This is a genomic window from Dehalobacter sp., assembly GCF_030063005.1.
GTDB classification, from domain to species: Bacteria; Bacillota; Desulfitobacteriia; order Desulfitobacteriales; family Syntrophobotulaceae; genus Dehalobacter; species Dehalobacter restrictus.
Window position 1 is genome coordinate 1 of sequence record NZ_JAPDHR010000041.1, and the last position, 22,790, is coordinate 22,790.

At 47.3% G+C, this 22,790-nt stretch carries 18 protein-coding genes and 1 other annotated feature; of the genes, 1 reads left to right on the forward strand and 17 read right to left on the reverse strand.

The features are described 5' to 3' along the window. Positions 1-223: 223 nt before the first annotated feature. From OKX56_RS11135 to spoIIP, 13 genes are all read right to left on the reverse strand, one after another. Positions 224-568: a histidine triad nucleotide-binding protein gene (locus tag OKX56_RS11135; RefSeq protein WP_019226590.1), complete on the reverse strand. Its 345-nt coding sequence runs from the start codon at positions 566-568 to the stop codon at positions 224-226. Between the two features lie 91 nt (positions 569-659). Further along, complete coding sequence (locus tag OKX56_RS11140) at positions 660-1,517, reverse strand: hypothetical protein (protein ID WP_019226589.1); 858 nt, start codon at positions 1,515-1,517, stop codon at positions 660-662. A gap of 86 nt (positions 1,518-1,603) precedes the next feature. Further along, entirely contained in the window at positions 1,604-3,016 is a 1,413-nt protein-coding gene (gene mtaB / locus OKX56_RS11145) for a tRNA (N(6)-L-threonylcarbamoyladenosine(37)-C(2))-methylthiotransferase MtaB (protein WP_176714411.1), read from the reverse strand. Positions 3,017-3,134: 118 nt separating this feature from the next. Then, positions 3,135-3,872, reverse strand: a complete 738-nt coding sequence (locus OKX56_RS11150) for an RsmE family RNA methyltransferase (protein WP_015044595.1) — start codon at positions 3,870-3,872, stop codon at positions 3,135-3,137. 22 nt (positions 3,873-3,894) lie between these two features. Continuing rightward, positions 3,895-4,821, reverse strand: coding sequence for a 50S ribosomal protein L11 methyltransferase (prmA, locus tag OKX56_RS11155; RefSeq protein WP_019226587.1), 927 nt, complete (start codon positions 4,819-4,821; stop codon positions 3,895-3,897). Between the two features lie 44 nt (positions 4,822-4,865). Then, positions 4,866-6,008 carry a molecular chaperone DnaJ gene (dnaJ, locus tag OKX56_RS11160; RefSeq protein WP_019226586.1) on the reverse strand — a complete coding sequence of 381 codons (1,143 nt, stop codon included), beginning with the start codon at positions 6,006-6,008 and terminating at the stop codon, positions 4,866-4,868. A 315-nt stretch (positions 6,009-6,323) separates the two neighbouring features. After that, positions 6,324-8,183: a molecular chaperone DnaK gene (gene dnaK / locus OKX56_RS11165; protein ID WP_019226585.1), complete on the reverse strand. Its 1,860-nt coding sequence runs from the start codon at positions 8,181-8,183 to the stop codon at positions 6,324-6,326. A 91-nt stretch (positions 8,184-8,274) separates the two neighbouring features. Then, positions 8,275-8,850 carry a nucleotide exchange factor GrpE gene (gene grpE, locus OKX56_RS11170; RefSeq protein ID WP_019226584.1) on the reverse strand — a complete coding sequence of 192 codons (576 nt, stop codon included), beginning with the start codon at positions 8,848-8,850 and terminating at the stop codon, positions 8,275-8,277. 21 nt (positions 8,851-8,871) lie between these two features. Next, on the reverse strand, positions 8,872-9,921 hold the full coding sequence (gene hrcA / locus OKX56_RS11175; RefSeq protein ID WP_019226583.1) for a heat-inducible transcriptional repressor HrcA: 1,050 nt from the start codon (positions 9,919-9,921) through the stop codon (positions 8,872-8,874). Between the two features lie 158 nt (positions 9,922-10,079). Further along, the gene (gene hemW / locus OKX56_RS11180; RefSeq protein ID WP_019226582.1) at positions 10,080-11,417 is read right to left on the reverse strand and encodes a radical SAM family heme chaperone HemW; all 1,338 of its coding nucleotides are present in this window, start codon (positions 11,415-11,417) and stop codon (positions 10,080-10,082) included. 135 nt (positions 11,418-11,552) lie between these two features. After that, entirely contained in the window at positions 11,553-13,358 is a 1,806-nt protein-coding gene (gene lepA, locus OKX56_RS11185; RefSeq protein ID WP_019226581.1) for a translation elongation factor 4, read from the reverse strand. Between the two features lie 123 nt (positions 13,359-13,481). Continuing rightward, positions 13,482-15,041, reverse strand: coding sequence for a murein biosynthesis integral membrane protein MurJ (gene murJ / locus OKX56_RS11190; protein ID WP_025205219.1), 1,560 nt, complete (start codon positions 15,039-15,041; stop codon positions 13,482-13,484). Positions 15,042-15,096: 55 nt separating this feature from the next. Further along, positions 15,097-15,942 (reverse strand): stage II sporulation protein P, encoded by an 846-nt coding sequence (spoIIP, locus tag OKX56_RS11195; RefSeq protein ID WP_242871518.1) that lies wholly within the window; start codon positions 15,940-15,942, stop codon positions 15,097-15,099. 356 nt (positions 15,943-16,298) lie between these two features. Beyond that, positions 16,299-16,567, forward strand: a binding site (T-box leader). A gap of 97 nt (positions 16,568-16,664) precedes the next feature. Between spoIIP and ileS the strand changes: the two genes are divergently transcribed. Continuing rightward, positions 16,665-19,766, forward strand: a complete 3,102-nt coding sequence (ileS, locus tag OKX56_RS11200; RefSeq protein WP_019226578.1) for an isoleucine--tRNA ligase — start codon at positions 16,665-16,667, stop codon at positions 19,764-19,766. Positions 19,767-19,857: 91 nt separating this feature from the next. Here ileS and OKX56_RS11205 read toward each other — a convergent pair whose 3' ends face one another. The 4 genes from OKX56_RS11205 to OKX56_RS11220 all read right to left on the reverse strand — a co-directional run bounded on the left by OKX56_RS11205 (position 19,858) and on the right by OKX56_RS11220 (position 22,789). Next, a complete protein-coding gene (locus OKX56_RS11205) occupies positions 19,858-20,040 on the reverse strand; it encodes a hypothetical protein (RefSeq protein WP_156804699.1) in 183 nt (60 codons plus the stop codon). A gap of 193 nt (positions 20,041-20,233) precedes the next feature. Then, positions 20,234-20,953 carry an ABC transporter ATP-binding protein gene (locus tag OKX56_RS11210; protein ID WP_019226577.1) on the reverse strand — a complete coding sequence of 240 codons (720 nt, stop codon included), beginning with the start codon at positions 20,951-20,953 and terminating at the stop codon, positions 20,234-20,236. Beyond that, the gene (locus OKX56_RS11215) at positions 20,946-21,713 is read right to left on the reverse strand and encodes an ABC transporter ATP-binding protein (RefSeq protein ID WP_019226576.1); all 768 of its coding nucleotides are present in this window, start codon (positions 21,711-21,713) and stop codon (positions 20,946-20,948) included. The genes OKX56_RS11210 and OKX56_RS11215 overlap by 8 nt, the downstream gene beginning before the upstream one ends. An 80-nt stretch (positions 21,714-21,793) precedes the next feature. Continuing rightward, positions 21,794-22,789 carry a branched-chain amino acid ABC transporter permease gene (locus OKX56_RS11220; RefSeq protein ID WP_025205218.1) on the reverse strand — a complete coding sequence of 332 codons (996 nt, stop codon included), beginning with the start codon at positions 22,787-22,789 and terminating at the stop codon, positions 21,794-21,796. Between the last annotated feature and the right edge of the window lies 1 nt (position 22,790).

The following is a 22,790-nucleotide window of genomic DNA, read 5'->3' on the forward strand; positions in this document are numbered from 1 at the left end:
ATTCTCAAAAGTACAAAGTCATAAAAACATTACTCACTTTTTTAAAAATGTAAAAGCCCGGATTTCCCTTGTTTGCAAGGGGTTCCAGGCTTTTTTGCTCTTTAAAGTGTCAAAGATGAGATTATAAAGGATGAATATGGACACGTCAAGCTGGAAGGAGCCTGCTTTTTTGGCATATCAAAACACAACTCAGTCCTAATCTGACGGTTTTTCCAAAAGATGTTTAGCCGATTTTCTTGCCCAGCGGCTTGCCGCCGATCAGATGATAGTGCAGATGTCCGACTTCCTGACCTCCGTCAGGTCCGCAGTTCACAACAACCCTGTAGCCCGATTCCGCGACCCCGGATTCTGCTGCAAGCTGCTTGATCAGGACAAAAATCCTGCCGGTCACAGCCATGTCATCTTCTGTCAGATCATTCAGACTGGTTAAGTGCTTTTTCGGAATAACCAGAATGTGAACAGGCGCCACGGGGTTAATATCCTTAAAGCACAGGATATCTTCGTTTTCAAAGACGATTGCTGAAGGAATTTCCTTGTTCACGATTTTGCAAAAAATACAATTGTCCACGAACCGAACCTCCAATTTTGTATCCTTAATACCCTATCAACTCTAAACCTACATGTTCCTACTGGTTAGATTAATGTCCTTTGCTTCCGGGTTATTCGCTTTTTGCAATCACTGTCTTACTGAGAATTTGTTGGTCGCATTGCTCCAGCGTATCTGCAAAAGGAGTCAAAATATACAAAAAGACTGTACTGTCAAACTCCTTAAAATATCTCGCATAAATTCTTGCACGGGATTCAATCAGTGGGAAATCCTCCAGACTGGTTTTTTTGAGCGGATTACCGTACTGAATGTAAGCCCGCCGGCTGCCCTCATATTTGTGGGCCGGACTGTTTACCAAGATGATTGCATCGATTTGTTCCCAGCCTTCATAACCTGCATACGTAACCCCGCTCTTAACCTCGGAAGAAAGAACGTTCATTTTCTGCTGCTTGGCAGGGCATCCCAGGCCGTCCAGGATCAGCTTCTGATAATCATATTTCGCTACAGCCATTATTTCGTTGTTATTCAGCTTCCCATCCACCGAAAAACCATACTTGCTTTGCCCGGAGTTGTCCTTGATCAGATATCCGCCATAAAAGCTCGCATAATAAGGCGAGTCATCCTTGTAAAGCGTGGACGAACCGTAATTCCAGCTGAACGCGCCAAAATTATAGAGTATCGACAGGGAAAGGTCTCTTCCGGTGTACTGCGAAAAACCTTTATTATCGTTAAATACCATGACAAACGGGTACCAGTCTTTTTCTTCCGTACTGGAACCGCCCGGGATCTGAACAGAGACTTGCTGTTTATCCATCAGGCTCTTGGAATTTTCATATTTGGTGTAAGCCCACATCACCGCATAGCTTCGGACTTGTGCGTACAATGGTGCTTTTAATAATAATACACCCAGCGCAATGACTACAATTAAAACAATAATAAGGGGCTTCTTCCAATTCCCGATCTTCTTCATTGTGGCTCCTTGTATTTAGAGGATTATTTGTTAATTATTATATTATAAAATATTAGAAGATTAAACACCATTTGACAAATTGTGCTTTATTCAGCTTCATTGATTTCTCTGCTAGCAGCGTTTCCCGGGACAGAAACCAGATCCTCCTCACGGACAGTATAAGTGATGAGATTGCTCTCAGCCAGGATGGACGGAATTCGAAGTTCCAGATAATTTCGGGTATGTCCGCGGGCTCTTCCGTCTTGATCCACATTCTCCAAAAGTACTTCAAGCTGTTTTCCAATAAATTTTCTCTCGTATTTTCTTCGGCTCTTTTGACCGATCTGAATCAGTTCCCTGACCCTGGCTGTTTTGATACGGTTGGGTATCTGCTCCGGCATATCCGCCGCGGGCGTACCGGGCCTCCGGGAATAAGGGAAAACATGAATACCGGAAAATTCGCAGCTCTCAATAAAACGCAGGCCGTCCTGATAATCCTGATCTGTTTCTCCGGGAAAGCCGACCATAATATCGGTGGCGATTGCCGCGTCTGGAACTCTGGCCCTTATCTGCTTCAGCAAAGCAGCATAATCCTCTATCGTATAAGGTCTGTTCATTTTTCCCAGGATCTTGTTGGAACCGCTCTGAAGCGGAATATGGAAATGGGGGCATACTGCTGCATTGGCAGCAATAACCTCCAGTAATTCCAGCGAAAACTCCATCGGTTCAATCGAGCCAAGCCGGAGTCTCTTCATCCCCGGAAGTTTCACCAGCTCACTGACCAGAAGTCCCAGATTCATATTCTTATCGGCAAAGTCCCTGCCAAAGGCGCCGATATGAATACCGGTCAGTACAATTTCCTTGTATCCTGCCTTCAGAAGTTCCCTGGCCTCCCGGTAGACATTTTCAGGATCACGGCTACGTGACGGCCCCCTGGTATAGGGTACGATGCAGTATGTACAAAACTGGCTGCAGCCATCCTGAATCTTCAGCATGGCCCGTGTCCGGCTCTCACTTTTGATCAGCGGAAGCTCTTCATATTTCACGCTTTCCTCAAAACTTTTGACCTTTCGGAGAGGTTTTAAAGATTCGGCCGGCTTCTTTGCTGAAGCACCAGCAGTACGTTCGTCCTGAATATCGCGTAAAAACTGAAGCAGGGAACTCCGGTCCTGAGTTCCCATGATCAGACCAACTCCATCGATCCCTGCAACCTCATCAGGACTTAGCTGGGCATAGCAGCCCATGACAGCGATGATCGCCCCCGGATGATCCTTGACCATCTTACGGATGAGCTTGCGGGATTTCATGCTCCCTGTACCGGTTACGGTGCAGGTATTAATAATGATCACGTCGGCAGAATCAGCCTCCTGGACGGTCTTATAACCTTCACCGGCCAGCAGCTGAGAAAGTGCTTCGCTTTCAGTCTGGTTGACCTTGCAGCCAAGCGTCAGAAAACTTACCTTCAAGCCTTCTGCGTTTTTCATGTTTTCGGTTATCATCTGCTTATCTTCTTTATTCATACGCTTGGCTTCTTTTCCTCTTAACAAATACAACATCCATCAAATAACTGCCCAAATAGAAAATATAAAAATTCTTCTGGCTTATGAACTAACATAAATGACCATATGATCAAAGCATCTATCCAAGATCGCCGAAGTAAGCGAGAGCCATTACAAGGGCTGCCAGAGCTGCCGTCTCTGTCCGCAGAATACGTGGTCCCAAAGAGACACTCCTGGCCTGGAGTTTTTCCTCGGCCCAGGCCACCTCTTCCGGCGCAAAGCCCCCTTCGGCCCCGATAAGCACGGCAATCGGGTATCTGGGTTCATATCCCTGAAGCACTTCCTTTAAGGAGTGCGTCTTTTCATCTTCATAAGGAATCAGCCACTGCGTCTCTGCCGGCAGCAGTCCCTTCAGTTGCGTCCAATCGGCTACTTCCATAATTTCCGGTTCGATAACCCGGTGAGATTGTTTCACAGCCTCAGCCGCGATTCTTTGCCAACGGACCACCCTGTCCCGTGCTTTAGCTCCTTCCAGTTGCAGGACAGACCGTTTCGTCCTTAAAGGGATAAGTCCGGCCATTCCGAGCTCAGTCCCTTTTTGGATGACCCACTCCATCTTTTCTCCCTTGGCCAGTCCCATGACAAGGTATACCCTTGCCTTTGCTTCCACGTCAGGGAATTCCTCTTCAACAATTCTGCAGCAGGCTGAGTCCCTGGCTAGTTCTTCAATGACCCCGACCCACTGACCGCCGGAATTATCAAAGCCCATGACTTTAGCGCCGCATTCAAGCCGCACCACATGAGTCAGGTGATGAAGTTCTTCTCCGGTTATGTTAAAAGTGTCCTTTTCGCGGGACGAGATTTTAAAACGGTGCATAGGATTCCCTCTCTCGATACACTCAAGTAAACGTAGCTTTCAGCAGTACCCAGCCTGCATCTTCAAGCCTTCCAATACAGTGGAGGCCTGCCGCATTCATTTTTTCCAGAACATTGTTTTCCCGGGTATCAATGATGCCGGAAGCAAGAAGGATACCCTCCGGTTTCATCAGCTGAGGCAGGGAAGGCAGGAGTTCAATGATTATATCCGCGATGATATTAGCGATGACGACATCAGCTTTCCCCGTAAAGACCTCACCGAGGTTTCCCGTTTTAACCTTAATTTTATCTTCCATGTGATTCAGCGCTGCATTTTGCCGCGCAATCCGCACAGCCAGGGAGTCAATGTCTCCGGCCTGGACGTTTGCCCCGAGCTTGGCGGCCGCCACAGCCAGGATCCCGGAGCCGGTGCCAATATCAAAGACGTCCGAACCTTCCTGAATATAGTCTTCCAGCGCCTCCAGGCAGAGAGCGGTTGTCGGATGGGTACCCGTCCCAAAAGCCATCCCGGGATCAATCTCAATGATGACCACCTGATCCTGCGTGTCCGCCTGTTCCCAGGTCGGTTTGATCAGGAAGCGTTTGCCGATTCGGACTGGTTTAAAGTATTGCTTCCATTCATTCTCCCAGTCTTCTTCCTTCACCATCACGGAATTCGTCTCCACCATCCAGTCCGGAAATAATTCCTTGAAAAGCAGAAGTTCTTCCCGTAAGGAGGCGATCCTGGGACTTAAGCTTTCATCCTCCGGGAAATAACCCTTGACCACACACTTTCCTGTTACTTCTAAATCCGCATAGATGTGATAATCCCAGATCCCGGATTCAACATACCCTTTAATCAGCTCAGGCGATTCGACAACCACACCCTTGCTGCCTATCCGATAAAAAAGATCGGTAACAGCCTCCTCTCCCTCAGATGATACTGTTACCGCTATCTCAGTCCAATTCATTGCAAACTCCCTTTTCTCAGATCTTATTCACCGTTAAACTGCAATTAACCGATAGCATCCCGGACATTATCCTTCACCTTGTCCCAAAGCGATTTTTTTCCAAGCTGCTGACCTTCGGTCGTTATTTTTCCAAATTCGCTGAGCAGCTCTTTCTGACGTTCCGTGAGTTTGGTAGGCGTTGCTACAATCACCCTGACATGCTGGTCACCGCACCCGCTGCCCCTCCGGTAAGGAACACCCATTCCTTTGACTCTGAAGACTTTCGATGTCTGGGTTCCTTCGGGTATCTTTATTTTGACATCTCCGTGAAGGGTAGGCACGTCGATTTCATCACCCAGGGCGGCCTGAACAAAAGTGATCGGAATTTCAACGTAGATATCATTGCCGTTTCTCTGGAAGAATTCATCCTTCTTAACGAGCAGAACAACATATAGGTCTCCGGACGGTCCTCCTCTTTCTCCAGCCTCGCCATAACCGCTGTAACGCAGACTTAATCCATCCTCAGTGCCTGCCGGGATATTGACTTCGATCTTTTTAACTTCTTTCACTTTACCCTTGCCGTTGCATTTGCTGCACGGAGAGCTGATCATTGTCCCTTTTCCGCCACAAGCAACACAAGTCTTGGTCGTAGCGATCTGCCCAAACGGTGTACGCTGAGTTGCCCTGATTTGCCCAGTACCGCCGCATTGTGAACATGTGGTCGGATTCGTGCCGGGAGCCGCGCCGCTTCCTCCGCACTCGGTACAGTATACTGAGACCGGAACTTCGATCTGCTTCTTCATGCCAAAGGCAGCTTCATGCAGCGTGATGGACAGATCATATCTCAAATCGGCGCCTTTCACCGGGCCTTTTCTTCTGGAACCTCCGCCCATACCACCGCCGAAAAACATTTCAAAAACATCTCCAAGGCCGAAATCAGCAAAATCAGAGAAATCGCCAAATCCTCCAAAGCCCTGTCCGTTAAAGTCCACCCCGGAGTGGCCATATTGGTCATATTTTGCTTTCTTATCCGGATCGCTCAATACCGCATAAGCCTCGGTAGCTTCCTTAAAGCGTTCTTCCGCTTGCTTATCTCCCGGTTTGACATCGGGATGGTTTTCCTTTGCTATCTTCCTGTAAGCTTTTTTAATTTCATCCACGCTGGAAGATTTGCTGACACCCAGAACTTCATAGTAGTCGCGTTTCATAATTTAAGCCGAAACTCCTCCCTAAATATCAATACAAGACCGCATAAGACATAAATAAGACCTGCATTCCTCCGAATGCCGAAGCAGGTCCAAAGATACTACTGCACCCTTAGACCCTTTTGATTACCTATAGACTCTTTCTAATGTATCATTATACTACCATTATCATTAATATGTTAAGATTTAAGGCGCGTTGTACCGGTATTTAGCTTTGAGGCTAAATACCGGTACTTTTTGTGTTTCAACATCGTTATTATCTGCAGACTCTTCATGATTAATCGATTAAACAAATGATCTGATTAATACTGATTCTGTTTATTTATCCTTGTCCACTTCGGTATATTCAGCATCGACAACATTGTCATCTTCCTTGCCGGCTCCGGTATCCTGCTGTCCTGGATTTGGTCCTGCGTCAGGTCCCTGCGAACCTGCACCGGGTGCTCCCTGCTGTTGATACATTTTTTCCACAAACGGATAGAGGATTTTGGTCAGCGCTTCCGATTTTGCATTAATTTCCTGGACATTATCGCTGCCGGCCGTGGCTCTGAGTTCTTCAGCAGCCTTCTTGACCGCATCCCGCTCGGTGTCGTCGCCTTTGCCTTCAAAGTCCTTCAGGGTCTTTTCAGCCTGGTATGCCAGTGAATCTGCTTGATTTCTGGCATCAATCAGTTCTCTGGCCTGTTTGTCTTTCTCAGCATTGGCCTCGGCATCCTGACGCATCTTTTCAATTTCGTCTTTGCTTAAGCCGGTTGAAGCCGTGATGGTTACTTTCTGTTCGTTACCGGTTGCCATATCTTTCGCCGAAACGTGTACAATACCGTTTACGTCAATATCAAATTTGACTTCGATCTGCGGCACACCTCTTGGGGCAGGCGGAATTCCGGTAAGCTGGAAGCGGCCGAGTGTCTTATTGTAAGCAGCCATCTCGCGCTCACCCTGAAGCACATGGATATCTACCGAAGTCTGGCTGTCGGCTGCAGTCGAGAAGACTTGAGATTTGGTGGTCGGAATGGTCGTGTTCCGGTCAATGATCCTGGTGAATACACCGCCCAGGGTCTCAATCCCGAGGGAAAGCGGGGCAACGTCAACCAGAACAATATCTTTCATTTCACCGGCCAGAACCCCGCCCTGGATAGCCGCGCCGAGCGCAACGACTTCATCCGGGTTAACACCTTTATGTGGTTCCTTGCCACTAATTCTCTTAATGGCTTCCTGGACTGCAGGGATTCTGCTAGATCCCCCGACAAGAATCACCTGATCGATTTCGTTGAAGGAAAGTTTGGCATCTTCCATCGCTTGACGGGTAGGTCCCATTGTTTTTTCGATCAAATCTGCTACAAGCTCTTCAAATTTGGCGCGGGTGATATTCATATCCAGATGAAGCGGCCCTTCAGCAGACATTGTGATAAACGGCAGGTTAATATTAGTCTGGGCAACGCCGGAAAGCTCAATTTTGGCTTTTTCAGCAGCTTCCTTCAGACGCTGCAGGGCCATCCGGTCTTTGGCAAGATCAACACCGTTGCTCTTTTTAAATTCGGCAACAATGTAATCCATTAAACGCTGGTCAAAGTCGTCACCGCCGAGAAGGTTGTTCCCATTTGTCGCTTTAACTTCGACCATTCCCTGACTCAGTTCGAGGATCGAGACGTCAAATGTTCCGCCGCCAAGGTCGTAAACGAGTACGGTCTGGTCATGTTCTTTGTCAAGTCCATAAGCCAGTGCTGCTGCAGTAGGTTCGTTGATAATACGCAGAACTTCAAGACCGGCGATCGTGCCGGCATCTTTGGTAGCCTGACGCTGGGCGTCGGTAAAATACGCCGGAACGGTGATGACAGCCTGAGTGACTGAAGACCCCAGATAAGCTTCCGCATCAGCTTTGAGCTTCTGCAGGATCATTGCAGATACTTCCTGCGGTGTATAGGATTTATCCATCAAAGTCACTTTATAGTTAGTGCCCATATGACGCTTAATTGAACTAACCGTGTTGTCCGGATTGGAAACAGCCTGGCGTTTAGCCACCTGACCTACCAGTTTCTCGCCGTTCTTGGAGAAGCCGACGACTGAAGGTGTAATACGTGCTCCTTCAGGATTAGGGATTACAACAGGTTCACCACCTTCAAGTACTGCAACACAAGAGTTGGTGGTTCCTAAGTCAATACCAATTACTTTACCCATTTGATTTCCTCCTTGCAAATTCTCATATCGTATTTTTCGTTTCTTTCAACTCATATACTCTTTGATCAGACTGAGATTTAGCTTAATACTATCAGCCTGAAACTTTGACCCGGCTAGGCCTGATCACTTTATCCTTCAGATAATATCCCTTTTGAAGTTCTTCCAGAATCATATTCTCCGGCTGGTCGGATTCTTCTTTCAGCAGGGCTTCGTGGAGATTCGGATCAAATTCCTGGCCGACGGTTTCAATGATTCTGAGCCCCTCATCTTCCAGAACTTTCACAAACATTCTTTCGATCATTTCCACACCCTGGGATAATGCTTCAAAATCTTTGTTTTTTCGACTGGAAGCAATCGCTCTTTCAAAATTATCCAGGACCGGCAGCAGGGACTGAATGACCCTTTCCGAAGCATATCGGGCAGTGTCTTCTTTTTCCTTCTGAGTTCTTTTGCGGAAATTGTCAAATTCAGCTTTCAGTCTTTGCATCTGGGCATAATAGTCTTCCGCTTTGAACTTATGCTCTTCAATTTCCTCACGCAGGCGCTGCAAATGATCGACAGGATCAATCTCCTCAGTCAGGCATTCTTCATTCTCCTGCCCAATGTTCTGGTTTTCTTTATCTTCCTGAGCGTTTGCAGACGCTTGATTTGTTTTTTCTTTGTTCACGCAGTTGCCTCCCTTCTTGATCTAAGTCCGGGTCCTCCGGTGCCTCTCTGTCAGCAATTCGGTCAAGCTGTTTGTCATATAATCTACAATCGCAATCGCTTTGCCGTAATCCATTCTGGTCGGACCCAAAACTCCCACTGAACCAATCTGTTTCCCGTTAATCTGGTAGGTTGCAGATATGATACTGCAATTTTTAAATACCTGATCAGCATTTTCCGCTCCGATCATGATACTTAATCCCTTTTGGTCATGACTTAGAAGCTCCTTCAGCTTATTGTTCTCCTCAAATACGGAAAAGAGACTTCGAACTTTATTGATATCCCTGAATTCAGGCTGATCAAGCATATTTAATGTCCCGCCAAGGTAGACCCGTTCTTCGGACTCTCCATCCTTATCATCAAACATTCTTTCCAAAATACCCATCATTCCATCAATAATGCGGCGTTTTCTGGAAAGCTCGCTGTATATTTCGTTGATCAGGCCTTTTTTCAAATCCTGTACCCTGGTTCCGCTCATTTTCTGGTTGAAAATATTCGCCAGAATCTGAAGTTCCTCCGGGCTTGTATCCGAACCGATATCGACAATATTATTCTCTACCGAACCATTCTCTTTCACGGTCACCATGATGGCCTTCCCCTGCTCGTAGGGGAGAAAATACAAATTCTTTAGAATACCGTTTCGGCTTTTTGGTCCAAGTACAATACTGGTCAGGTTCGTCACCTGGGAAATAAGCTTTCCGGTGTATTCGATGACTTCCTGCACTTCGCTGAGTCTGCTGGTGATCTCCTGGTTGATATTTTTCTTTTCATCATGGTTCAGGCTCAAAGGGTCCATCAGATAATCGACATAATAGCGATAGCCTGAGTCGGAAGGAATCCTTCCTGCAGATGTATGGGGCTGTTCAATAAGTCCCAACTCTTCGAGATCTGCCATCTCATTGCGGATCGTCGCCGGAGACACCCCCAGCTCAAACTTTTTGGAAACGGTTCTGGAACCGACAGGCTCCGCGGTGGCAATATAATCCTGCACAATCGCTTTTAAAATCTTGTGTTTTCTTTCATCCATTTCCATCAAAGTGCCACCTCCGATTGATTTGTTAGCACTCTACTAAGGTGAGTGCTAATCATCTGAACATAATTTAGCATGATGGTAAAATAATGTCAAGAGGAATAATCATCGAATCGTGTACAATGTAGCTGCAATTCAGCTTAGATCATCGTTAAATTTAGCTACAAAATGAAATCCACCAGAACCGCATTGAGCACGAAAAAGCAGGCAGGGTTAATTTTCAACCTGCCTTCGGCAAGTCGGAAAATATCTCTATCAATATAGTTTTGCAAAATTTGTCCATAAATATCCTGAATTTCCGTTTGAAATTTTGCAGAAAATTCTGCGGTGTCGATTCCATCTGCCGTACGCAGCCCCAGCATCATAAATTCAGAGATCTGCTGCTCTCTGGTCAGTACTTCGGTTGCCGAAGGGTCCAAAGGTCTTTGTCCAGATTCCAATATCCGGGTATAACCGGCAATATCCTCTGGATTCCTGGTTCTAACGTTGTTCAGACATGAGACTGCCCCCGGTCCAAGACCTATATAATCCTGCCCTCGCCAATAAGACCGGTTATGTTTGCATTCAAAACCGGGCCTCGCAAAGTTGGAAACTTCATAGCGGCCATAGCCGCAGCTTTGAAGATAAGAAACCGCCCATTCGTACATATCGGCCTGCAAGTCGTCATCCGGCAGACGATCCAGGCGATTCCGGCTGTTCAAGCCATCCAAGGTTTCCTTGCAGTCCGGACTGCCTGCCTGACTGTATGCATATTCTTTATGCAGCGGGGTATCTTCCTCAAGCGTAAGTGCATAGAGTGAAAGGTGTTCAGGCGACAATGCGATGGCCTGGCGAAGCGTATCCTGCCAATCTCCCATTCTCTGTCCCGGAAGTCCAAAAATCAGGTCAAGGTTCAGGTTATCTATCCCCGATTGTCTGATAAGGGTGACGCTCCTGTGAATATCCTCCACGGTATGGATTCTGTCGATGCTTTTCAGCAGACGGTCATCAAAGCTCTGAGCGCCGAGCGATATCCGGTTGATCCCGTACGTCCGGCAGAGCATCAATTTCTCCCGGTCAAGTGTGCCGGGATTACACTCAATTGTTTTTTCTAGGACCTGACCGGTTCTGGAAGTATGGATACGGGGATCCCTTATCGGATCAGATAGTTCTGTCGAGTCTGTCCGGCTCAGGGCCTTAAAATAATACCGGTAAATCAGATTCAGCAGCCGATCAAGCTGACTGGCATTCAGAACTGTGGGCGTTCCGCCCCCAATAAAAAGAGAAGAAACCCCCTGGGAGGCTTCCTTAGCTCGCAACTCAAGCTCCCGCTCCAGTCCGCGCAAATAGACGAAGACCAAATCGGAGGCCGGGTCTGATAATAACATATGGTCAGCCCCATCTACGCTACCGAATATTTTACTGTCTGCGATAATGGGAGCAGTATAAGGTACCGAATAGAATGCGCAGTAGGAACATTTTTTTACACAAAACGGAACATGAACATATAAAGAAGTCATACGAATCACCTAATACAGCGATTTTTAATATTTACGTTCCCAAGCTGCAGACTAAGTCACCGTAATGGATGTCCAGCGCCAAGCGGAGCACAGCGCAGGAGGTGCTGCCTTGGGTCTAACCCGAGCAAAGTAAAATTAATCGTCCATCTTGAGCACTGCCATGAAAGCGTCCTGGGGTATTTCCACACTGCCGACTTGTTTCATGCGTTTCTTGCCTTCTTTTTGCTTTTCCAGCAGTTTGCGTTTCCGGGAAATGTCACCACCGTAGCATTTGGCCAGAACATCTTTGCGCATAGCCCGGATATTCTCCCTGGCAATGACCTTGGCACCGATCACGGCCTGAACAGGTATCTCAAACATCTGCCGCGGAATCAGGCTGCGCAGCTTTTCAACAAGTTTGCGTCCACGAGAATATGCTTTGTCTTTATGGACAATGAAGGAGAGTGCATCAACAATTTCAGCGTTCAGCATGATATCGAGTTTCACAAGATCCGCTTCCTTGTATCCGATCAGTTCATAGTCCAGAGACGCATACCCTTTGGTCCGGGATTTAAGCTGATCAAAATAATCATATACAATTTCGCTTAACGGAAGCTCATAATAGAGACTTACGCGCGAAGCGGTGATGTAATCCATGTTCAGGAACGTACCCCTTTTCTCCTGGTTCAGTTCCATGATGGTGCCTACGTACTCGGAGGGTACCATAATCGTAGCCTTGACCACAGGCTCTTCAATCGATTCGATCTTTCCTTCAGGCGGCAGAAGCGCAGGGTTATCGATAAAGACCTGTTCCTTGGCTGTGGTATTTACTTTATAAACAACGCTCGGTGCGGTCGTAATAATACTGAGGCCAAATTCCCTCTCGAGTCTCTCCTGGATAATTTCCATGTGCAGGAGACCCAGGAAACCACAGCGAAAACCAAAACCCAGCGCTGCGGACGTTTCATTTTCATACATTAAACTCGCATCATTCAACTGAAGTTTCTCCAGCGCATCCTTCAGCCTGTCAAAGTCGGAAGTTTCAACCGGATAAAGGCCGCAAAAAACCATCGATACCGCTTTGCGGTAGCCCGACAGCGGTTCCGCCGCCGCATGGTCGTTATCCGTCACGGTATCCCCGACCCGGGTATCCCCGACATTCTTGATACTGCCCGCGATATAGCCAACCTGGCCTGCCCTCAGCTCATCGACAATCGTCATTCCTGGGGTAAAAACACCAACTTCGGTGATTTCAAACATTTTTCCGGTGGACATCATCCTGATGTTCGTTCCTTTGGAGACTTTACCGTCAAATAATCGAATATAAGGGATCGCACCTTTGTAGGAATCAAACTTTGAGTCAAAAATCAATGACTTTAAAGGTTCTTCATCATCGCCCTTAGGCGGAGGAATCCTCTGGACAATGGCTTCCAGGATCTCTTCGACCCCAATCCCCACTTTGGCCGATGCGAGGATCGCCTCACTCGCGTCAATCCCAATCACATCTTCAATCTCCTGTTTGACTCTGTCAGGTTCTGCGCTTGGCAGATCTATTTTATTAATAACCGGAATGATCTCCAGGTCATTTTCCAAAGCAAGATAGACGTTGGCAAGAGTCTGCGCCTCAATACCCTGGGCCGCATCGACCACCAACAAAGCCCCTTCGCAGGCAGCCAGACTCCGGGAAACTTCGTAAGAAAAGTCAACATGTCCGGGAGTATCGATCAGATTCAGCTCATAGACCTCTCCGTTTTTTGCCTTGTAGCGCAAACGAACTGCCTGCAATTTGATGGTAATACCACGCTCCCGTTCCAAATCCATGGAGTCGAGAACCTGCTCCTTGAGTTCCCGGGTGGACATGGTTCCGGTATACTCAATCAGCCGATCGGCAAGAGTAGATTTGCCGTGATCGATATGGGCAATGATCGAAAAATTTCTGATTTTAGATGAAGCGTTTGCCATGGATATTCTTCTCTCCCCGAATATAATGCCAGCATATCATTATACCAAACTACCGCCTTGAAAAGCAAGGCGGCTCCGGAATGCCGGGGGGACAGGGGGAGTCCTTTTGCCCCCCAGCCCTCCTTATTTGCGTCGTTTGATCAGCATCTCGATGGCCATTTGGTACTCTTCCATCTTCAGCAGACGGGCAACTATAAAAAACACGAGCATGCCTACGAGTGCTCCGCTGATTAAAACAATCGTCGATCCCATTTTGCCAATTCCGACCCAAAGGGTCAGCAGATTCGCCCAAATCATGACGACAGCTGCCATGGCCAAAGCGGCTGCCAGTGTTTTACTAAACACGGCTGCGATTCTGCGCCCGTCAATTTTGCCGAGTTTGCGGCGCAGTACGATAAACAGCAGGAGCATCTGCATAATGGCTCCGAGGGTTACAGCCAGGGCCAAGCCGCCGCAAGCCAAAGGCCCGACTAAAATGTACATCCAGATTATGCTGGCAGCCATGGCGATAAGACCAAGAATAACCGGAATCCAGGTGTTCTGCATCGCATAAAAAGCACGCGGCAGAATCTGAATAATAGCCTGAGCAGTGATCCCCAGCGAAAAATACAGCAGCGGCACAGCCATGATATCCGTATCCCCTGCACTGAATTCACCATGCTGGAACAGAACCCGAATCAAAGGGAAGCGCAGGACGACCATCCCAATGGATATCGGAACCGTAATAAAGATAATCAGACGAATTGCACTCGAGATCGTCTCCAGAAAGTCTTTGGCCTTTTTCAGAGCAGCCTGCTCTGTTAAGGTCGGAAAAACAGCGACACCGATGGCCAGCGCGAAGATGCCGACCGGGACCTGGAAAAGACGGTAAGAGTACCAGATCGCAGTCAAGCTTCCCGGATCAAGCGCAGAACCGAGGTTGGAATTCACAATGACCTGGAATTGATTCAAGGTGTACATGATAATCATCGGGACAGCCAAGACCATGATCTTCCGGACCCCGGGATGTTTCAAATCGATCATTGGATAGTAGCGGAAGCCAACCCTGCGCAGGGAAGGGACCTGGACAAGAAAATTTACCGTAGCGCCGATCACGACCCCAAACGCAAAACCGGAGATACTCCGGGCCTCACCGGAATTAGCAAAAAGCGCCCCAAATAGGATGACGCTGGCATTGTAAAGGACCGTCCCCAGCGCGGACGGCCAAAATATTTTGTACGAGTTCAGGATACCCATCGTAATCCCGCTCAAAGCCAGAATGACCGGCTGCAGCAGTAAGATGCGGGTAAGATAGATGGTAAGTTCCTTATTCGCCGGACTGAATCCGGGTACCTGCATCTCAATAAACTTCGGAGTCAGCAGCATGCCTGCGATAACCAGGATACAGAGCAGAAGAAATGTCGCATTGGTTACCGAGCTGACGACTTTCCATCCTTCTTTTTCCTTTTCTTTGGCAATATATTCGGATAGGACAGGGATAAAGGCAGCACTCAACACCCCTCCGACCAACAGCCAGTAGAGCAGGTCCGGAAGAATAAAAGCCGTATTATACGCATCTGTAGCCGCCGTTTTCCCAAACAGGCCTGCCATCAGGGATTCCCTGACAAAACCGAGAAGCCTGGAAACAAGGTTGGCAGCCATCATGAAGCCTGCCGCTTTCATCATTTTTTGATTGTTTGTCATAATGATGCTGAAGGACCTTTCTATATACAAAGAAATGCACTCACTGCAAATTATATCATTTACCGAGATATTCCTTCAATACTTCGGCTATCGGTCCGGCTGCAGCCTGTGCTTCCTCCAACGTGTTTAGCTGACTGCCAATTTCCAGCAGGATTGCTCCGTCCGTGAGATACTGGTTATAGCGTGCTTCTGAGGCATAGCGGATTTTCGGGAAAAACAGTCCCGGGTATTTTTTTTCCGCAATCTTAATAATTTCACGCGCAATTGCATCATTCTTTTCCCAGTTTTGATTTTTCTGACCGATCACAATCATGACTCTGGCACACTCCTGTCCGTTAATCTTTGCAGTATCTTTGCCCACCTGGGAAGGAAGTCCGTCCCGGTGAAGATCGATCAGCAAACGGGTTGTTGGGTTTTTCTCGAGCATTTTTTTTGCTGCGAGATAGGAATGATTGTAGGCCTGGATATAGACAGCATCATTAACCTCCTCGGAATGTGCCGTATTGATTCCTGCCTGGTTCAATTTTTCAGTCAATAGCTGTCCAATCTCCACAATATCTCCGTTTTCACCTCCAGCTGACCGGTCTGCACCGCCATCCCCCGAATAGGACTCTGCACTGTGGGTGTGATAGATGCTTACCAGGACATCCTGCGCACTTTTAATCGGTTCAGGATCATGATAAAACGGATTATCGAGGGGTTCGAGCAGTGGTCCCTCCATTTCAGGATCATTGGGATAATAGGCCCAGCCCAGCCAGGTCGGCCCTTCGGAAGGAGGTGCATAGAAACTTAAAAAATACGTCCGAGCGTCGGATATGTTGACTCCGGTCAGCAAATACATTCCGATCCCTGCAGCAGCATTCCGTGTATCACTGATATAGGTTCGTTGTGGATAAGACATCCCCGGGGCGCCTTCCAGAAGTATAAGCTCAAACGGAAAACTTTTTTCAGACAATATTTTTATGGTATACTGAAAACTATCGTTGGAAATGCAAAAGTAAACAGAAAATGCAAGCAGCGCCAAGAGTAGTATGACCCCAACAGCTTTCAGACGGGTATTCCAAAAAAACAGGATAATCTCCTCCTTTCCATAATTAGGAATATGAAGGACAAACCTGTCTTAGAACATTGAAATATCCTTAATATTTTACACCTGCATTAACGCTGAATTTATACAGTGCAGAATTTTTAAGATGTACTTGGCATTTTTGCATGGGATGTCATATAATAGATATAATTTGAAGACAATTCAAGTATCAAACAGCAAGGAATGGGACAGTAGCTTAAAAGGAAGTCCACAGAAAGCAATCAAATGCTGAGAGATTGCGTCCGACTTTCAAGTGAAAATCACCCGGGAGCTGAACTTCAGAAATATGTACCTTGTCACTGTCAAGTGATCAATTAACAGGGTTCCAGTAAGAAGTTTCGCCTGCCCTGCGTTAACGGGTAAGAGTGATGTGTTTGACGTAATTTCATGTACCTCAGACATATAATCAGGGTGGTACCGCGGTTTAGTCGTCCCTAAGTTATTCATACTTAGGGATTTTTACTTTTTTCATATGATAACTTGAGGGTTGACGAGGAACTAATTAGTCATTAATGAATTGATAAAGGAGAATCTCTATGAAAAAATTTAAATCTTTAGCTGAAAACCCCGTTGCTGGACGGGAAAAACAAATATCAGATTACTGGGATTCGATTGATATTCTGCAGAAGACAATCGAAAACCGCGAAGGCGCGGAACCGTTCGTGTTTTATGAGGGTCCGCCTACAGCCAACGGCAAGCCGGGTATTCACCATGTCATGGCGAGAACACTGAAGGATTCCGTCTGCCGGTATCAGAACATGAAAGGTTTTCAGGTCAAACGGAAGGCGGGATGGGATACGCACGGACTGCCGGTGGAAATCGAAGTTGAAAAACAGTTGAATCTTTCCGACAAACAAGGTATAGAAGCGTATGGGATCGCCCAGTTCAATGAAAAATGCCGCGACTCTGTGTTTACGTATGAAAAACAGTGGCGCGAAATGACGATCCGGATGGGTTATTCGATTGATCTGGATCATCCGTATATTACCCTGGATAACAATTATATTGAAAGTGTCTGGTGGATTCTGGACAAATTTTTCAGAGAAGGATATATGTACGAAGGTCACAAGATTCTTCCGTACTGCTCCAGATGTGGAACCGGACTTGCTTCCCACGAAGTCGCGCTGGGCTATAAAGAAATTAAAACGAATACAGTCATTGTCAAATTCAAACGCCAAGAATATGACGAGTATTTTCTGGCCTGGACGACCACACCATGGACCTTGCCCTCCAATGCTGCACTGACGGTAAGCCCGACCGAAACCTACGTCAAAGTCCGCAGCAATGATGAGATTTATTATCTATCGAAGACGCTTGCACCGAAAGTACTCGGCGACGATTATGAAGTCCTGCAGGAATTAAAAGGCACTGAGCTTGAATATATGGAGTATGAGCAGCTGATGCCGTTCTTAACCGCCGACAAAAAGGCTTTTTTTGTGACGACTGCCGATTATGTCACGACAGAGGACGGTACCGGGATCGTCCATACCGCACCCGCTTTTGGTGAAGACGATTATAACACCGGAAAGCGCTACAACCTGCCGGTTTTTCAACCGGTGGACGAATCGGGCAAATTTATCGCAACGCCTTGGAAGGATAGCTTTGTGATGGATGCCGACCTGGATATCATCAAGTGGCTGCATGCCGAGGGCAAACTGTTTAAAAAGGAAAAATTGGAGCATAATTACCCGCACTGCTGGCGCTGTCAGACCCCTCTGCTGTACTACGCCAAACCAAGCTGGTACATTGCGATGACCAAACTAAAAGATCAGCTTGTCGCCAATAACAAAACAGTTGAATGGTATCCCGACTTTGTCGGTGAAAAACGTTTTGGCAACTGGCTTGAAAATGTCAATGACTGGGCATTGTCCCGTAACCGCTACTGGGGGACTCCGCTGAATATCTGGCGCTGCGGATGCGGCCATACTGCTTCGGTCGGCTCCCGCAAAGAACTTGTGGAAAAAGCAATCGAAAAGATTGATGAAACCATCGAACTGCACCGACCTTACGTCGATGATGTTCATATCCGCTGTGAAAAGTGCGGCAAACCGATGACCCGGGTCAGTGAAGTCATTGACTGCTGGTTTGACAGCGGCGCGATGCCCTATGCTCAGCATCATTATCCGTTTGAAAACAAAGAGAACTTCCATGAACTGTTCCCGGCTGATTTTATCTGTGAAGGGATCGATCAGACCCGCGGCTGGTTCTACTCCCTGCTCGCGATCTCGACCTTTGTGATGGGCCGTTCCCCGTATAAGCGGGTTCTGGTCAACGATCTGGTTTTAGACAAGCAGGGACAGAAAATGTCCAAATCCAAAGGCAACACGGTAGACCCGTTTGAACTGTTTGACCAGTACGGTGCCGACACGCTCAGATGGTATTTGCTTTATGTGTCTCCGGCCTGGACACCTAAACGCTTTGACATCGAAGGCCTTAAGGAAGTCCAGAGCAAGTTCTTCGGGACACTCCGCAACGTCTATACCTTTTTTGCGCTCTATGCGAATACCGATGAGGTCGACCCGAGAGATTTCTTTATCGAATACAAAAAGCGGCCGGAGCTCGACAGGTGGATCCTCTCCAAATATCACGCCCTGCTCAATGACGTTGAAACCAATCTCGCTGTCTATGATCTGACTAAAGCGGTCCGAAAAATACAAGAATTTGTCAGCGAGGACCTCTCCAACTGGTATATCCGGCGATCCCGCCGCAGATTCTGGGATTCCGGCCTATCGGACGACAAGAAGGCCGTCTATAACACCACGTATGAAATCCTGGTCGGCATCGCCAAAATCTCAGCACCGTTCGCACCTTATCTGGCGGAAGAAATCTACCGTAACCTGACCGGTGAGACTTCGGTCCACCTGGCAGATTATCCGGAATATGTCTCGACTATGATCGATCAGAACGTCGAAAACAGAATGGATTTGGTCAGGAATTTAGTCACCCTCGGCAGATCTGCCCGGGAACAGGTCAGGATCAAAGTCCGTCAGCCGATCCAGCAAATCCTAGTTGACGGGAAATATGAAGTCCTGATCGCCGATTTAATTCCACTGATTCAGGAAGAGCTCAATGTAAAGGAAGTTATTTTTGCGAATAACTTAAGCGATTTTATGAATTTCATTCTGAAGCCAAACTTCAAAACTGCTGGACCCGTCTTCGGCTCGAAAATCAAACTCCTTGGCAAAGCACTGGAAAGCCTGGAGGCTTCAACGGCTGTGGCTGCCCTGGAGGCTGGAGAATCGCTCTCAGTGGATGTGGATGGAGAACAGCTAGATATCGTCAAGGACTATGTCATCGTGTCGATTTCCGCCAAAGAAGGGTTCACGGTCACAATGGAAAACAACCTGTTCGTTATTCTTGATACCACGCTGACCAGAGAGCTTATCGATGAAGGTCTGGCCAGAGAGCTCGTTTCCAAAGTCCAGCAGATGCGCAAGAGCAATGATTTTGAAATGATGGACCGCATCCGGATCTATTTCGATGGGGATGACCAAGTCACGAGTGCGATTCAAAGCTATCAAGAATACATCAAAGTAGAAACGCTCGCTGAAAGCATCGAAAAAACACCGAGTACCGCAGACCTGACTAAGGTGAACCTGAATGACCACGATACCGGCGTCAGGGTAGAACGGATCTAAATGCTTTGGCTCCGTTAAGCTGAATTTTTTAAAATAAGTAACCTTGAACTGAAATAATGCTGATAATAGTTAACACAGACCATCATTAGCATTATTTTTTTAAGCTGAGGCTAACGGCGTGGTGCCATCCGCTTTTCAGCTGTTGTGCCATCCATGGCACAAACAGCCGCGTTCCGCATCCAGCTCCACTTGGCGCGGACAGCACCATGCCGTTAATATCTCGTCCATTAAGCAATCCTGTAAAGAATTTGAGATCTAATTTTTCTGCTATCATTTATAAGTACCGCTATATACTGGCAGATGTCATTTACGCACTTAAAACACCGCTTCTTCAGTGTAGGAAAAACCAGACGAATATTTTTCAGAATCTTATACGAGATCAACGTAGTCCAGTCTGACATATTTTACGTTTCGGGGCGACAAAAACGAATCGTCAAAGAAGATCGAGATCCCGCATTATTGGCTGGTCACATCCGGGTCCGGCCCAGATAAGCTTCCTGAAGCAGAGAATCCGAGATTGCTTCTTTGGAGCTTCCGTGGTGAACAATTTTACCCCGCTCCATGACGAGTACACTGTCCGCCACTCTCAAGGCGGCTTTTGTATTTTGTTCGACCAGTACGACTGTGACGCCGGACTCTTTCATCCCGACCAGGATCGCCATGATCTCGCGTACGACAAGCGGGGCCAGCCCGATGGAAGGTTCGTCGAGCAGCAGCAGTGAGGGCCTGGCCATAAGGGCCCTGCCTATTGCCAGCATCTGCTGTAGACCACCGCTTAAAGAACCGGCCAAATCCTTTTCTCTTCCCTGCAGCAGAGGGAATAATTCCAAGACTTCCTCCACATCGTTTGGGATATCCGCCTTGTCCTGACGATAACGGTGAAAAGCCCCCATCATCAGGTTATCCATCACGCTTAGCCCGCTGAATATCTCTCTTTTCTCCGGTATAAGAGCAATACCGGCTCTGACGATTTTTTCCGGTGACTGGCCGGCTATTTTTTTGTTCTGAAAAATGATTTCTCCTGCAGCAGGCTTGTATAACCCCGCGAGAGTCCCTAGCAGGGTACTTTTGCCTGCACCATTGGCTCCAAGAACCGCCAGCAATTCTCCCTGCCTGACATTCAGGGATACATTTTTGAGCGCATGCACATAGCCATGATAAACATCGAGACCATTTACACTAAGCAATTTGCTCATCCTCTCCGAGATAGGCTTTGATCACTTCCGGGTGAGCCTGAATTTCTGCCGGGGTTCCCTGGGTGATCACCTCCCCGAAATTTAGGACAACAATCTCATCAGCAGCTTCCATGACCGTTTCCATATCATGTTCAATCATTATCATGGTCATACCCTGACTGCGAAGTTTTTTCAAATATTCTGTCAGGATTTCAGATTCAGCAGCATTTAATCCTGCAGCCGGTTCATCAAGCAGGATCAGTTTGGGCTGAGAAGCAAGGGCTCTGGCAATTTCCAACAGTCTTTGCTGTCCGAACGGCAAAACTGCTGCCGGCAAACCAGCTGACTCCGCTAAACCAACCTCTTCAAGCAGTTTCAGGGATTCAGCCCTGATTTTTTTTTCTTCGGTAGACCGTTCAGGGGAAGAAAGAAACGACTTGACAAAGCCCTTTTTCCCCTGCAGGTAAGCACCAGTCATAACATTTTCCAGCACGGTCATGCTGCCGAAAAGCTGCAGGTTCTGAAAAGTTCTGGTTACTCCAGCCTGAGCTGTCTTATACGGCTTCATTCCAGTGATCGTTTTTCCTTCCAATAACACTTCACCTTCATCCGGTTGATACGTTCCGGTAATCAAGTTAAAAATCGTCGTTTTTCCTGCCCCGTTAGGTCCTATAAGCGCTGTAATTTTTGCTTCTTCAACCCCAAAGCACACATGTTTGACAGCCATAATGCCGCCAAAATGTTTTGTAATTCTGTGTAACTCCAGAAGCATGGCCTTTTCCCTCCTTCTATAGGATTGATACTCAATCTATAATTCTTATTTCATATTTGAATCATCGTTCTGTATATAGGTTAATTGACTTCATTTCCATCTTGAACCAGACTCTTTTTTGAACTTTGAAAGAATTCCCCGATACTGCTTAACCCCTGCGGACGGTATATCATGAGTGCAACCAGGATGATTCCGTAAATAATGATCTGGTATTCACCGCCGGCTCCGGGAACGATGAGCGGTATCAACTCTTTTAAGATCTCGTTTAAGGCCACGACGACCACAGCCCCAAGCAAAGGCCCCCAAAAGGTACCCAGGCCGCCAATCACTGCCATCAGTACAAACTGGACGGAAGCATGAAAAGTAAATGGTGACGGACTGATAAAGGTCACATAAAAAGCATAAAGGCCCCCTGCCAAACCCGTAAGCAGCGCACTGAAAATAAAGGCCTGCAGCTTAAGCCTAATACAGTCAATACCGGCATTTTCTGCCGCATACTCACTCTCTCGGATCGCACATAAGGCCCTGCCTGTTCTGGAACGGACTAAATTTCGTATTCCCAGCAGTATCAGGACCAGAATGATCCAGATCAGGATATAAAATTTCCTGTCACTGTTTAAAATAAGACTGCCAATGCCCAGATGCGGAATACCGCTGATCCCGGATGGCCCTCCGGTTATTTCTCCGCCTTCGGTAAATAATATATGGACTAAAATCCCAAAGCCGAGCGTCGCGAGGGCAAGGTATAGCTCGCGTAACTTAAGGGTCTGTCGGCCAATTAGGGCCGCAACAATTCCGGGAAGAAGAATTGCTGCCAGAAGGGCTAACAGTGACGGCCAATGAAAACGCGTGGTTAATATCGCGGCCGTATAAGCGCCTAAACCAAAAAACGCCGCATGACCGAACGACACCTGCCCCGCATAACCCATCAGCATTCCCAAGCCCTGGACAACGATCGCATACAGGCCGATAACAATCAGTGATCCATAAAGATAATTGCTGTTAAGCAGGAGCGGGATAATCAACAATACCAGCATGATGACAGCTCCGCTGAATTTAAATATAATCTTTTTCACC

Bases quoted from the DNA above. Each gene is read 5' to 3' on its own strand.
- OKX56_RS11140 (WP_019226589.1), bottom strand. From the start codon at position 1,517: ATGAAGAAGATCGGGAATTGGAAGAAGCCCCTTATTATTGTTTTAATT.
- mtaB (WP_176714411.1), bottom strand. From the start codon at position 3,016: ATGAATAAAGAAGATAAGCAGATGATAACCGAAAACATGAAAAACGCA.
- OKX56_RS11150 (WP_015044595.1), bottom strand. From the start codon at position 3,872: ATGCACCGTTTTAAAATCTCGTCCCGCGAAAAGGACACTTTTAACATA.
- prmA (WP_019226587.1), bottom strand. From the start codon at position 4,821: ATGAATTGGACTGAGATAGCGGTAACAGTATCATCTGAGGGAGAGGAG.
- dnaJ (WP_019226586.1), bottom strand. From the start codon at position 6,008: ATGAAACGCGACTACTATGAAGTTCTGGGTGTCAGCAAATCTTCCAGC.
- dnaK (WP_019226585.1), bottom strand. From the start codon at position 8,183: ATGGGTAAAGTAATTGGTATTGACTTAGGAACCACCAACTCTTGTGTT.
- hrcA (WP_019226583.1), bottom strand. From the start codon at position 9,921: ATGGAAATGGATGAAAGAAAACACAAGATTTTAAAAGCGATTGTGCAG.
- hemW (WP_019226582.1), bottom strand. From the start codon at position 11,417: ATGACTTCTTTATATGTTCATGTTCCGTTTTGTGTAAAAAAATGTTCC.
- lepA (WP_019226581.1), bottom strand. From the start codon at position 13,358: ATGGCAAACGCTTCATCTAAAATCAGAAATTTTTCGATCATTGCCCAT.
- murJ (WP_025205219.1), bottom strand. From the start codon at position 15,041: ATGACAAACAATCAAAAAATGATGAAAGCGGCAGGCTTCATGATGGCT.
- spoIIP (WP_242871518.1), bottom strand. From the start codon at position 15,942: ATGTCTTATCCACAACGAACCTATATCAGTGATACACGGAATGCTGCT.
- ileS (WP_019226578.1), top strand. From the start codon at position 16,665: ATGAAAAAATTTAAATCTTTAGCTGAAAACCCCGTTGCTGGACGGGAA.
- OKX56_RS11205 (WP_156804699.1), bottom strand. From the start codon at position 20,040: ATGATAGCAGAAAAATTAGATCTCAAATTCTTTACAGGATTGCTTAAT.
- OKX56_RS11215 (WP_019226576.1), bottom strand. From the start codon at position 21,713: ATGCTTCTGGAGTTACACAGAATTACAAAACATTTTGGCGGCATTATG.